Origin of the sequence: Streptomyces sp. NPDC051563 (assembly GCF_044454225.1) — a bacterium.
In the GTDB taxonomy this organism is placed as follows: domain Bacteria; phylum Actinomycetota; class Actinomycetes; order Streptomycetales; family Streptomycetaceae; genus Streptomyces.
Map to the genome: position 1 here is coordinate 1 of NZ_JBITDL010000038.1, position 12,826 is coordinate 12,826.

General features: G+C 73.6%; 11 protein-coding genes. 2 read left to right on the forward strand and 9 right to left on the reverse strand.

Annotated elements, in window-relative coordinates; translation table 11 throughout:
• Positions 1-92: 92 nt before the first annotated feature.
• Both ACIA8F_RS33590 and ACIA8F_RS33595 read left to right on the forward strand, forming a co-directional pair.
• On the forward strand, positions 93-665 hold the full coding sequence (locus ACIA8F_RS33590; protein ID WP_399384534.1) for a DoxX family protein: 573 nt from the start codon (positions 93-95) through the stop codon (positions 663-665).
• Between the two features lie 76 nt (positions 666-741).
• Positions 742-2,559, forward strand: coding sequence for a glycoside hydrolase family 15 protein (locus ACIA8F_RS33595; RefSeq protein WP_399384536.1), 1,818 nt, complete (start codon positions 742-744; stop codon positions 2,557-2,559).
• A gap of 25 nt (positions 2,560-2,584) precedes the next feature.
• On the opposite strand, the gene ACIA8F_RS33600 is transcribed toward ACIA8F_RS33595, so the two are convergent.
• The 9 genes from ACIA8F_RS33600 to ACIA8F_RS33640 all read right to left on the reverse strand — a co-directional run bounded on the left by ACIA8F_RS33600 (position 2,585) and on the right by ACIA8F_RS33640 (position 12,810).
• Positions 2,585-3,403, reverse strand: coding sequence for an ABC transporter ATP-binding protein (locus ACIA8F_RS33600; protein ID WP_399384538.1), 819 nt, complete (start codon positions 3,401-3,403; stop codon positions 2,585-2,587).
• Positions 3,390-4,433, reverse strand: coding sequence for a glycine betaine ABC transporter substrate-binding protein (locus ACIA8F_RS33605; protein ID WP_399384540.1), 1,044 nt, complete (start codon positions 4,431-4,433; stop codon positions 3,390-3,392). The genes ACIA8F_RS33600 and ACIA8F_RS33605 overlap by 14 nt, the downstream gene beginning before the upstream one ends.
• A 59-nt stretch (positions 4,434-4,492) precedes the next feature.
• Positions 4,493-5,368 (reverse strand): ABC transporter permease, encoded by an 876-nt coding sequence (locus tag ACIA8F_RS33610; protein WP_399384542.1) that lies wholly within the window; start codon positions 5,366-5,368, stop codon positions 4,493-4,495.
• Complete coding sequence (locus ACIA8F_RS33615; RefSeq protein ID WP_399384543.1) at positions 5,365-6,480, reverse strand: LLM class flavin-dependent oxidoreductase; 1,116 nt, start codon at positions 6,478-6,480, stop codon at positions 5,365-5,367. Before ACIA8F_RS33615 ends, ACIA8F_RS33610 begins: the two co-directional genes overlap by 4 nt.
• Positions 6,481-6,943: 463 nt before the next feature.
• Positions 6,944-7,480 (reverse strand): rhodanese-like domain-containing protein, encoded by a 537-nt coding sequence (locus tag ACIA8F_RS33620; RefSeq protein WP_399384545.1) that lies wholly within the window; start codon positions 7,478-7,480, stop codon positions 6,944-6,946.
• 460 nt (positions 7,481-7,940) lie between these two features.
• Entirely contained in the window at positions 7,941-9,374 is a 1,434-nt protein-coding gene (locus tag ACIA8F_RS33625) for an APC family permease (RefSeq protein WP_399384546.1), read from the reverse strand.
• 285 nt (positions 9,375-9,659) lie between these two features.
• The gene (locus ACIA8F_RS33630) at positions 9,660-10,601 is read right to left on the reverse strand and encodes an STM4011 family radical SAM protein (protein WP_399384548.1); all 942 of its coding nucleotides are present in this window, start codon (positions 10,599-10,601) and stop codon (positions 9,660-9,662) included.
• Positions 10,602-10,630: 29 nt separating this feature from the next.
• Positions 10,631-11,995: an STM4012 family radical SAM protein gene (locus ACIA8F_RS33635; protein WP_399384549.1), complete on the reverse strand. Its 1,365-nt coding sequence runs from the start codon at positions 11,993-11,995 to the stop codon at positions 10,631-10,633.
• The gene (locus ACIA8F_RS33640; protein ID WP_399384551.1) at positions 11,992-12,810 is read right to left on the reverse strand and encodes an STM4013/SEN3800 family hydrolase; all 819 of its coding nucleotides are present in this window, start codon (positions 12,808-12,810) and stop codon (positions 11,992-11,994) included. The genes ACIA8F_RS33635 and ACIA8F_RS33640 overlap by 4 nt, the downstream gene beginning before the upstream one ends.
• Positions 12,811-12,826: the final 16 nt, after the last annotated feature.

Sequence of the window (12,826 nt, forward strand, 5' to 3'; positions counted from 1 at the left end):
ACCGGGCGGCCATTCCTTCGAAGTCATCAACGACAGACCCCCATCAGCCACACCCGGTCCTCCCGGACCGCCTCACATTCTTAGGGACCCCCATGACCAGCCCCTCCGTCACCACGCCGAAGCCGCGGAACGGCGCATCGGCCGCGCCGCTCGCCCGAACCTCCCTCCCGGCGCCGTCCACCCCCGCCCACGACGCCGGCCTGCTGCTCCTGCGCGTGGTCCTCGGCCTGACCATGGCCGGCCACGGCGCCCAGAAGCTCTTCGGCTGGTTCGGCGGCGGAGGCGTCAGCGGCACCGGGCAGTTCTTCACCGCCAGCGGATACCCGGCGGGCGACGTCATGGCCGTCCTCGCAGGCCTGACCGAGACCCTCGGCGGACTCGGCCTCGTCCTCGGGCTGCTCACACCGCTGGCGGGCGCCGCCCTGGTCGGCACCATGATCAACGCGATCGCCGTGAAGGGCACCGGCTCCTTCTTCGCCCCGCAGGGCATCGAGTACGAGCTCCTGCTCACCGCCGGCGCCGCCGCCCTCGCGCTCACCGGCCCCGGCCGGTACGCCCTAGACCGCTTCCTGCCCGTCCTGCGCGGCCACCGCCTCGCCCACGGCGCCCTCGCGGTCGGCCTCGGCGTCGTGACCGCGGGCGCGCTGCTCCTCGTACGGAACTGAGCCGTCCCGGGGGCGGCGGCGCGCGGGGACCCGTACGGGCTGATTGAGTGCGGGCATCCGCGGGAAAGTGCCCTAAATGACACAACCCATCGAAGACTACGCACTCATCGGCGACCTGATGACCAGTGGGCTGGTCGGCCGCGACGGGTCCATCGACTGGCTGTGCCTGCCGCGCTTCGACTCGGCCGCCTGCTTCGCCGCCCTCCTCGGCGACGAGGAGAACGGCCACTGGCGCATCGCCCCGGCCGCCGCCCCCGATGCCGCCCGCTGCACCCGCCGCGCCTACATCGACGGCACGCTCGTCCTGGAATCCTTCTGGGAGACCGAGGACGGCGCCTCGTTCAAGGTCGTCGACTTCATGCCGCAGCGCGACAACGCGCCCGACGTCATGCGGATCGTCGAAGGCCTCACCGGCGAATCGACCGTGAGCAGCACCGTGCGCCTGCGCTTCGACTACGGGCACGTCGTGCCCTGGGTCCGGCGCGGCGGCAACCGCGAGGGCGACCGGGTCGCCGTCGCCGGGCCCGACGCCGTGTGGCTGCGCAGCGAACCCTCCGTGCGCACGTGGGGCGAGGGCATGAGCACCCGCTCCGAGTTCACCGTCGCCGCGGGCGAGCGCGTCGCCTTCGTGCTCACCTGGCACCCCTCGCACGAATCGCGCCCCGAGCCCCTGGACCCGTACGCCGCCCTGGAACAGAGCCTCGCCGACTGGCGGGAATGGACCGCCCAGTGCACGTACGAGGGCCCCCACCGGGAAGCCGTCGTCCGCTCCCTGATCACCCTCAAGGCCCTCACCTACGCCCCGACCGGCGGGATCGCCGCCGCCGCCACGACCTCCCTGCCGGAGGAGCTCGGCGGCGTCCGCAACTGGGACTACCGCTACTGCTGGCTCCGCGACTCCACCCTCACCCTCGGTTCGCTGCTGGCCACCGGCTACCTGGAGGAGGCCCGCGCCTGGCGGGAGTGGCTGCTGCGGGCCGTCGCCGGCGACCCGGCCGACCTGCAGATCATGTACGGGATCGGCGGCGAGCGGCGCATCCCCGAGAGCGAACTGCCCTGGCTCAAGGGGTACGCGTCCTCCGCGCCCGTCCGGGTCGGCAACGCGGCCGTCGACCAGCTCCAGCTCGACGTCTACGGAGAGGTCCTCGACTCCCTGTACGTGGCCCGCTCCGCCGGACTGCCCGCCGAATGGCACTCCTGGAAGATCCAGCTCGCGCTCCTGGACTTCCTGGAGCAGAACTGGCACCGCCCCGACGAGGGCCTGTGGGAAGTGCGCGGCCCGCGCCGCCACTTCACCCACTCCAAGGTGATGGCCTGGGTGGCCGCCGACCGGGCCGTGCGCACCCTGGAACTCAACCCCAAGCTGCACGGCGACGTGGACCGCTGGCGCGCCATGCGGGACGCGGTGCACCGCGACGTGTGCGAGAACGCCTACGACCCCGAGCGGAGCACCTTCACCCAGTACTACGGCTCGCGCGAGCTGGACGCGGCCACCCTCCTCATCCCCCGCGTCGGATTCCTGCCGCCCGACGACCCCCGCGTCATCGGCACGGTCGACGCGGTGCGCGAGGAGCTGGGTCGCAGCGGCCTGGTCCGCCGCTACAGCACCGAGGGGCTCTCGGTGGACGGCCTGCCCGGAGACGAAGGCGCCTTCCTCGCCTGCTCGTTCTGGCTGACCGACGCCCTGTACCTGACCGGCCGGGAGAAGGAGGCCCGCGAGCTCTTCGAGCGGCTGCTGGCCGTACGCAACGACGTGGGGCTGCTCGCCGAGGAGTACGACCCCGTCTCCGGACGCCAACTCGGCAACTTCCCCCAGGCGTTCAGCCATGTCGGCCTGGTGAACAGCGCGCTCACCCTGGCCGGAGCCGGCCCGGCGGTGGTGCCGGGCCGCTGAACGGCGCCCGGGCGAGGAGCGCCCCTCAGGCCGGGAGCAGCGCCCCGGCCAGCAGGCCGCGCAACCGCGCGAACTCGGCGGATGACCGCAACCCCGCGACGTCCGTGTCCGGGTCCCGGGGGAGCGGCACCGCGAGGTCCGTCACCACCCGGCCCGGCCCGGCCGCCATCACCAGGACCCGGGATCCCAGCAGCACCGCCTCCTCCACCGAATGCGTCACGAACAGCACCGTCGTGCCGAGCCGCCCGGCCAGGGAGCGGACCTCCTCCTGGAGCCGCTCCCGGGTCAGTGCGTCCAGGGCCGCGAACGGCTCGTCCATCAACAGCAGTTCGGGCTCCGCCGCCAGGGCGCGGGCCAGCGCCACCCGCTGCTGCTGGCCACCGGACAGCTCCCAGGTGCGGCGGCCGCCCATGCCGGGCAGCCCCACGCGCTCCAGCAACTCGGCGATCCGGCCCGGCCGCTGCGCCCGCGGCACCCCGTGGCGGGCCAGCGCGAAGCCGAGGTTCCCGCCCACCGTGCGCCACGGGAACAGCCGCGGCTGCTGGAACACCACCCCCGCGCCCCGCCCGGGACGCGGGGCGCCGCCCCGGACCAGGGCGGTGCCCGACGCCGGACGGACGAAGCCGGCGATCACCCGCAGCAGGGTGGTCTTGCCGCAGCCCGAGGGGCCGACCAGGACGACGAACTCGCCTGCGCGAACCCGTAGGTCCACCGCGTCGAGCACGGTCACGGGCTGCTTCGCCGGTCCGTAGCGGACCGACACCCCCGCGAGGTCCACGGCGAGCTGCTCCTCGGCGGCGGTCCCCGCGGCGGTGCCGCCGGAGGCGGGGTCAGTGCGCGGCACGGCCGAGCTCCTCCACCGCGAGGGCCCGGCCGAAGGCGGCCTCGTCCGGAACGGCGTCCACCTTCTTCTGCTCCTTCAGGAACACGGCCGCGTCGTGCAGGGTCGCCGCCAGCTTCCCGGGGGCGCCGGGCGTACCGAGGTACTCGGGGCCGGTCTGCTCCTTCGCGCTCAGCAGCACCAGCTCCGAGAGCTGGCGCTTCGCCTCGTCCGGCTGCAGCCCGAGCTCCGCCCCGATGGACTTCGCGGCCTGGTCGGGGGCGGTACGGGCCTGCCCGACGGCCTGGTCCTGCGCCTTGATCCAGGCCGTGACGACCTCGGGGTGCTTGGCCGCGAACGCGTTCGTCACCACGCCCAGGTCGGCGGTGGGCTTGCCCTGCTCGGCGAGCTGCCGGCTCGTGACGAGCACCTTCCCGTCCTTGGTCAGCTCGCTCAGCGTCGGCGTCCACACGTACGCCGCGTCGATGTCCCCGCGCTTCCAGGCCGCGAGGGCGTCCTGCGGCTGGAGGTCGATGGTCTGCACGGAGGCCGCGTCCACTCCGGCGGCCTTCAGCGCGGCGAGCAGCGAGTAGTGGGAGGTGGAGCCGAAGGGCGTGGCCACCTTCTTCCCGGCGAGGTCCTTGACCGACCCGATCCCCGGCTTGGCGACCAGCGCCTCGTTGTCGCCGATCAGGTCGTGGATCCACACCACCTTGTACGGGATGTTCAGCGGGGCCGACAGGCCCTTGGTGACGGGGCTCGACCCGGCCAGGCCCAGGTCCACCGAACCGGCGATCACGGCCGTGTTGACGTCACCGCCGGACTCGAACTTCACCCACTTCACCTCGGCCTCGGGCAGGGCCTGCTCCAGCAGCCGCTGGTTCTTCACGATCAGGTCGGCATTGGGTATCGCCTGATAGGCGATCCGCACGGTGGTCCGCCCCGGCTTGTCGGCCGAGTCGCCCCCGTCCGCCCCGCACGCGACGGTGGTGGAAGCGGTCAGGGCGACGGCGGCGGCCAGCAGCAGGGCGCGGCGGGAGACGTTTCTGGGCATGGTGGAACTCCAGTGTTCAAAAAGGGTGTTGGTGAGGGAGAGAGGGGGCGGGGCGGGCGTCAGCCGCGGCCGCGCCAGGGGACGGCGAACCGCTCGATTGCGCGGAGCAGGGCGTCGAGCACGATCCCGGACAGCCCGATGGCGAGGATGCCGGCGATCACCAGGGCCGTCTGGTTGTAGCGCTGGGCGTCGCGGATCATGCCGCCGATGCCGGGCACGCCGTTGATGGTCTCCGCGGCCACGACCGAGGTGTACGCGACCCCGACGGCGATGCGGATGCCGGTGAGGATCTCGGGCAGCGCCGCGGGCAGCCGCACCGACAGCAGCAGCGAGGCCGGACCGGAGCCCAACGCCCGCGCCGCTTCCACGAGATCGTCCGGAACCGTTCGTACCGCCGCCGCGGTCGCCGCGGCGATCGGGGGCAGGGCGGCGATCACCAGCAGCCAGATCTTGGGGGCCTCGTCGATGCCGAACCAGATGACGAGCAGCGAGAGGTAAGCGAGCGGCGGCAGGGTGCGCAGGAAGGTCACGGCCGGCTCCAGCACCACCGCGATCGGCCGGACGGTACCGATCAGCAGTCCCAGCGGCACCCCGGCGAGCACGGCGTACGCGGAGCCGGTGCCGATGCGGCCCAGGCTCACCCCGAGGTGCTCCACCAGCAGGTGGCCGCCGTAGCCGCGGACCCCGTCGTGCGTGGTGGACGCCAGCAGGAACTGCCGCCACACCTCACCGGGCGAGGGGACCAGCACCCTCGGCCACAGCTCGGCCGCCACCGCCGTCTGCCAGGCGGCGAGCAGCACGGCCAGGGCGAGGAGGCGCAGTGCCGACCAGCGCACCGCCTCCCGGATCCGGGCGCGGGACCGCGGCGCGGCATCGTCCGGCGAGGTGTCGGCTGGGGCGGGCCGGTGCGGAGCCTCCGTGGTGAGCGCGGTCACGCGGCCGCCTCCCCGGTCAGGGCGCGCAGGCGCGGGGCGACCTCTTCGCCCACCCGGTAGGCCTCTTCGAGATGCGGATAGCCCGACAGGATGAACTCGTCGATGCCCAGGGCCCGGTACTCCGCCAGCCGCGTCGCGACCTCGTCGTGCGAGCCGACCAGGGCCGTCCCCGCTCCCTCGCGGACCAGCCCGATGCCTGCCCACAGGTTCGGCGCCACCGTCAGCCGTTCGGCGTCCGCGACCCCGCCGTGCAGGGCCGCCATCCGGGCCTGCCCGGTGGAGTCCATCGCGGCGAACCGCTCCTGGGTCGCCCGGACCGCCGCCGGATCCAGCCCGGCGAGGATCCGGTCCGCCTCGGCCCAGGCCTCGGCCGCGGAGTCCCGGCTGATGACGTGCAGCCGCAGCCCGAAGCGGACCGTGCGGCCCGCCGCCCGGGCCCGCTCGCGCAGCCGCCCGATGCGGGCGGCAATGGCCGACGGCGGCTCGCCCCACAGCAGTTGTACGTCGGCCCGCCGTGCGGCGACCTCCTCGGCGGCGGGCGAGGCTCCGCCGAAGTAGAGCGGCACCGGGTGGCGCAGCTGCGGATCGGTGAGGCGGGCGCCCGCGATGTGCAGGTGGGTGCCCTCGTGGTCCACGGACTTCCCGTCCAGCAGGTCCCGCAGCACGGCCATCACCTCGTCGGTGCGGGCGTAGCGCTCGTCGTGCGCCAGCCCGTCCCCGTAGGCGCGCTGCTCGGCGGGATCGCCGCCGGTCACCACGTTGAGCCCGAGCCGTCCCCCGGCGAACCGGCGGAAGGCGTCGGCCTGTTGGGCGATCAGCGTCGGGCTCGCGAACCCCGCGCGGAACGCCACGAGGAAACCGATCCGCGTGGTGTGCTGTGCGAGCGCGGCCGTCAGGATCCACGGATCGACGCAGCCGAGCCCCACCGGGGTCAACAGCGAATGGAATCCGGCCTGTTCGGCGGCGCGGGCGACCTGCGCGAGGTACGGCACGTCCGCGGGCCGGCGGGTGGCCGTGCGGCTGCGGCCCTGGACGGCGGTGACCCCGCCGGGGTCGCGGCCGTCCCCGCCGGTGGGCAGGAACCAGTGCAGCAGGAGCGGATTCTCGGGCATGGGGAAACCTCGTCGGAGCAGCGTGACGTGCACCGCCGCGCGAGGAGCGGGCCGCGGACGGCGGTGGCACGTGTACGGGGAAGTGCGGGCAGGAATGCGGGAGTCCGCGCGACCGGGGTGCGGCCGGTGCGCGGCCGGGATCAGCCCAGGGGTCGGGGCCGCGGCAGCGGGAGACGGCGCGTCGCAGGAGGTGCGGGAGGAAGCGGTGAAGGGTGCGCCGAGCGGCGCGGACTCATCCGTACGGAGTCAGATACGGCGGATCGGTGAGATCAACAGCCGTGCGTACGGGAGACGGCAGCCCGACAGAGCATGGTCGACACGCGCAGCAGATCTACGTGACGACGCGATACGAGTACGGGGGCCATGGGGTGCATCCTGTCGGTGTCCGGGCGGTATCGACAAGCCGAGTCCGGATGATGGACGAAATCGTCCCAGATGCCGGGCAGCGGAGGGATCGGGGTGGCTACCGGCGGCGGTTGAAGGGCAGCCGGCCGAGGACCACGGCCATACCGCACGTGTCCGTGAGGGCGGAGAAGACGAGCCCGCCGGCGATCCCGGCGCTGAGCAGCTGGAACGCCGGGTGCACCAGCAGGCCGAGGGCCAGGCCGAGGAGGACGAGCCCGCCCGCGGCCAGCCGGACCTGCCGCTCCATGGCCCAGACCCGGCCCCGCCCCCCGGCGGGGTAGTCGAGCGGGTGCCCGTGGGCCGACCAGGAGGTGGTGCCGCCGGTGAGGCTGGTGGCGGCGATGCCGTGCTTGGCCAGCGTCCGGACCGCGTTCTGCGAGCGGGTCCCCGAGGCGCACACCAGCAGCAGCTCCTGCTGCTCCGCGGCCTCGCGCAGCTCGGCCAGGGAGCGGCCGATCCGGTCGAGGGGGATGTTCAGCGCGCCGGGCAGATGGCCGGAGGCGAACTCGCCGGCGGTGCGGACATCGACGATCCGGAACTCGGAGTGGCGGGCGTGGGCCTGGCTGACGTCGAGGAGGGCGGGGCTGCTGCTCATGGCGAACGGGCTCCTTCGGGAGGCGGGAACCGCCGGGACTGAAGCGGAAGCGGAAGGGGATGCGCGAGGGTGCGGGGGGTCGGGGGTGTCCGAGGGTACGGGGGTACGGGGCTGCGTGACGGTAGGGCCGATGCGGCGGGAGCGCGGGGCCCCGGGCGGGCGCCGGGGCTGGGCCGGGGCGGCGGCGCATCGGCCGCGGGGCCGGCTGTTCCGGGCAGGGGAACGTCAGCGGGGACAACAGGAGCGCGACAGGAGGCGCTGGGTGACGGCCATGGCGCGGAGCATAGACCAAGGCGGCGGCGCGGGCGAGACACCTGTACCACCATGCGGGACGCCACTGCGGCGGTACGCCGCTCAGCGCCGGGGTCCGGACCCGGCCCGGGCCGTACGTACGGAAAAGAGGTGCGGGGCCACGGGATACGACCCCGTGGCCCCGCACCTCACCGCTGCCGGGCGACCGCTACGCAGAGGCGGGCTGAGCCGCGGCCGGAGCCGCCTCGTCCTCGTCGTCCACCGGGATGGTGACCAGCCAGCGGGTGTCCTTGTGCGGGCGGAGGTAGAGCGCCCAGTACACGGTGGCGACGGCGGTGATCCCGCCGGTCCACAGCAGGTACTGGGTCTCCTGCTGGGTGAGGATGTACGCGAACACCAGAATCAGCACGACCGGGACGGCGGGCCACAGCGGCATCCGCCAGGCGGAGGCCTCGCGGTGCGCACCGCGCCGGCTGGCCAGCGAGGCCACGGCGACCAGCAGGTACATGCCGGTCACGGAGACGCCGGTGACCCCGTAGAGGGTGTCCAGGTTGACGAAGCACATCGCCGCGCCGGGGAGGCCGACGAGCAGGGTGGCCACCCACGGGGAGCCGAACCGGCCGAGCCGCGAGAGCGCGGAGTTGACCGGTGCGGGCCACGCCTTGTCGCGGGCGGAGGCGAACAGCACCCGGGAGTTCTGGATGACCATGACGATGCCCGCGTTGACGATGGCGAGGGCCACGCAGAGGCTGACGAAGGTGCCGACGGCCGAGTTGGACCAGGCGGTCACCATGGCGCCGAGGTCGCCGGAGGTGAGGGCCTCCAGGTCGGGGGCGCCCAGGGTGATGGCGATGACCGGGACCAGGATGACGGCGGCGGAGATGGCGAGGGTGGCCAGCACGGTCCGCGGGACGTTGCGGCGCGGGTTCTCCAGCTCCTCCGAGAGGTAGACGGCCGTCGAGAAGCCCTGGGTGACGAAGAGGGCGATGGCGAGCCCGGAGACGACCATCATCGCGGTGACGGTGGACGTGCCGCCGCCCTCCGCCGCCACGGTGCCGTGCACGAGGGCGCCGGCGCCGCGCTCGCTGTGGGCGAAGCCGAGGACGGCGACGAGCCCGGCGGCCACGACCTCCAGGACGAGGAAGATGCCGGTGATCCAGGCGTTGGCCCGCAGGTCGAGGAGACCGGCGAGGGTGGCGAGCAGCATCACGCCGGCGCCGGCGGCCGGGGCCGGTATGTCGACGACGGGGGCGAGGTAGTCGGCGGTGCCCATGGCGATCACGGGCGGCACGATCATCACGACCAGCAGGGACAGGACGAAGACCAGCCAGCCGGCGAGCCGGCCGGAGAGGGTGGACACCATCGCGTACTCGCCGCCGGCGCTGGGGATCAGGGTGCCCAGCTCCGAGTAGCAGAACGCGACCCCGATGCAGAGCAGGGAGCCGATCGCGATGGTGAGCGCGGTCCAGGTGCCGAGGCTGGAGAAAAGGTCCGGGACGACGACGAAGAGCGTCGAGGCGGGCGTCACGCACGAGAGGGTGAGCAGGGTTCCGCCGACGACGCCGATGGAACGCTTGAGCTTCTGGGGCACGGGACCCGTGGCGGGGGAGAGGGCCTGAGGGGCGCTGATCGTGTCAGACATCGGTGCGGTGTTCCGATCGGCAGATGCGGTGTGTGAGCGCGGGAGCGGTATCGCCTCCGGGGCGGTGGTGGGCACGTGTGGTTCGGTGGCTCCCGGGCCGAATGCAATCTCCGCGAGATCCGCAGGTCAAGAGCTGTTCACCTGCGGATTTCGTCGTCCGGCGGCGGGCCGGGCTCCCCGCGCGTCATGAACGCCGTGTAAACGCTGCGCGATCACGGTGTGCGATAACCGCAGGTGACCGTGGGTAAATTTCCCTCCGCTTTGCCCACCTGCCGTCCTTCCGTGTCACGGGGCGGCGGGGAAGGCGGGGACGGCGGGGACGGCGGGGAGGATGGGGAAGGCGGGAAGGGCGGAGAAGGCAGGTAGGGCGGGGAAGCCGGGGACGGCCGCCGCCGGGATCCGTTCCAGCACGCCGCCCGCGAAGACGTCGTAGAGCGGGAGCGTCTCCAGGTGGACGTAGCCGATGTGGCAGTCGCAGACCGCCAGGGGGCAGGCGCGCGGGCGCAGGGCGGCCCGGTACGAGCCGTCGTAGAGGTTGCCCAGCTCCGCCTTGACGAAGTGGCAGCGCCGGACCGTGCCGGAGCCGTCCACCGAGATCACCGAGGCGCCCGTGCGGCACGGCAGGCCCGCCGAGCGGTGCGGGTTGCGGCTGAACGGGAAGAGCGGGTCCAGGGCGGTCCAGTCGGCCGCCTCCGGATCGGTGTACGCGTGCCCCTCGGCCGCGTTGACCCACAGGTACACCTCGGGCGGCAGCGCGGCGCGCAGCCGGCGGGCCTCCGCGAGGTGCTCGGGCAGGCCGACCACACCCACGCTGAACCGCACCCCGGCGGCGAACAGTTCCCGGCACTTGCCCAGGAAGCGGTCGTACGGGGTCTGCCCCGGGTGGTACGTGCACCACAGCGCGAGCGTGTCCCGGTCGGCGGCGGCGGTCCAGCCGGTGCGGCCGCTCAGGTTGGTCTGGATCGCGACCCGGCGCACCTGCGGCAGGTGCGACAGCTCCACCAGGGCGCGCCGGTACCAGGAACGGACCAGGCCCTCGCCCCACGGGGTGAACAGGACGGACAGCCGGTCCGCGGTGTTGCCGGCCGCCCAGCCGGTGAACCGTTCCAGCGCGGCCCGGTCGGCCGCCAGCAGCTCCCGGCTGTCGCGCCGTTTGGCGAACGGGCAGTAGGGACAGTCGTAGTCGCAGGAGGACAGCGGCCCCCGGTAGAGGACCGTCAGGTCCATCGGGGCATCGCTCCGTGCCCCGGCCCCCGTCACTTGCGCTCGTACGCGGCCATCGCGGCCCGTACGTCCGCCGAGAACAGCGCCGGGCCCGCCGCGTCCGAGTGCGCCAGCCCCTCCGGGGACAGCCGCAGCAGCTCCGCGTCGTCCACGAGCCAGCCGCGTTCCGCGAAGGCCGCCAGCTCCGCCGGGAAGTCCTCCCACGGACCGGTCCCGAACCGCTCCCGGTACGCGCCGACCGGCATGCCGCGGGCCTGGAGCAGGGACTGCAGCAGGTGGCGGCGCCTGGCCTCCTCCGCGTCGATCCGGCGGCCGTGCTCGGCCCGCGCGAAGTCCTCCTCCGGGCGCGACACGTAGTCGTCGATGATGCCGCGGATCTCGCTCGTGCCGACCGCGTAGTCGAAGGAGTAGTGCAGCCCCGCCGTGTACGAGCGGGCGCCGCAGCCGAGGCCGATCATGCCGTCGGTCTGGCAGGCGACGGGATCGAGGTCCTGCCCGGCGCCCTGTCCGGCGCCCGGCCCGGTGTCCTCCCCGGCCCCGGCCGCGCGGCGGAACATCCGCATGGAGACCTGCTCGTACCCGGCGGCCAGCAGGTGGTCCCGCCCGGCCCGGTACAGCCGCAGCCGCTGCTCGTCCCAGCCGGCGGCCGTCGTATCGCCCGGCCTGCGCCCCAGGCCCGTCAGCGGGCGCACGTACAGCGGGTAGAGGTAGAGCTCCTCCGGGCGCCACGCGAGGGCCGCGTCGAGCGAGTACCGCCAGCTCTCCTCGGTCTGCCCGTCGATGCCGTAGATCAGGTCGATGTTCAGGACCGGTATCGCCGTGTCCCGGACCCGGGCCAGCGCCGACTCCACGTCCGCCCGCTTCTGCGGACGCACGGCCGAACGCGCCTCCTCGGGCACGAAACTCTGCACGCCCAGGCTGAGCCGGGTCGTCCCCCGGTCGGCGAGGACGGCGAGCCGGTCCTCCGTGGCCGTCGCCGGCGAGGCCTCCACGGACAGCGGCACCGCCCGCAGATCGGCGCCCGCGCTCTTCTCCGCGATGTCGCAGAGCCGTTCCAGCTCGGAGGCCGTCAGGAAGGTCGGGGTCCCGCCGCCGAAGGCGGCCGCCGTGAACCGTACGGGCTCCTTGTCGCCCAGCGCGCTCCGGACGGCCCTCGCCTGGCGCTCCAGCGCGTCGAGATAGGCCGTGGTCAGGTCCTCGGGCGCGCCGATGCGGGTGAAGAGGTTGCAGAATCCGCAGCGCACCTCGCAGAACGGGACGTGGAGGTAGAGGGAGAGCGCGTCCTTGGGCTGCTCCGCCCACAGCCCGTGCAGGGGCGGCCGCTCGGGCAGCGGCCGGTACGCCGTCTTGTGCGGGTAGGCGTACACGTAACTCTCGTACGGCGTCGTGAAGTTCATCGGGGGCCGGGCTCCTCGTGGTTCAGGTGGAACTGTGCGTACGGGACCGTCCAGACCGCCTCGTGGGCGAGCCGGTGTCCCGTGTACCCGTCGTCCCCGTACGTGGTCCCGTGGTCGGAACAGACGATGGCGAAGCAGCGGCGGCGCGAGCGCATCGCGTCGAAGAGCCGCCCGATGTGCCGGTCGACGTACTCCAGCGCGGCGGCGTGCGTCTCCCAGGAGTCCCCGTCCGCCGCGGTCGCCCCGGGGGAGTGGAACCAGTTGGGCTGGTGCAGGGCCGACACGTTCAGGAAGAGGAACAGCCGCCGGTCGTACGGCAGTCCGGCCACGACCTGCTCGGCGCGGGCCACCTGGGCCTCGAAGGAGGTCGCCGACGCCACCCCGAACTCCGGTTCCCAGTGCGACTCCTGGAACATCCCCGGCAGTACGGACCCCAGCGCCGCCGCCTTGTTGAAGAAGCCGACGCCCCCCACGCACACGGTCCGGTAGCCCGCCCCGGCCAGCCCCGACACCAGGTCCGGAGTGTCGAACACCCAGGTCCGCCCGGCGGTGGTCGCACTGCCCGGGAACTGCGCGGCGAACAGCCGCGGATGCGGGCCCGGCCCGTCGGGGGTGGGCAGGAAGCCGGCGAACATCGCCTGGTGGGAGGCGTAGGTGAAGCTCCCCGGCGCGTGCCGCCGCTCCCACGCCCCACCGGGCAGGTGCGCCGCCAGGTTCGGGATCCGCCCCTCGGCGGCCAGCCGCGCGGCCACGTCGTAGCGCAGCGTGTCGAGGGTGACGAGCAGCAGGTCGTCGCGGCCGACGACCTCGTTCATGTCCGGCCCGGGACCG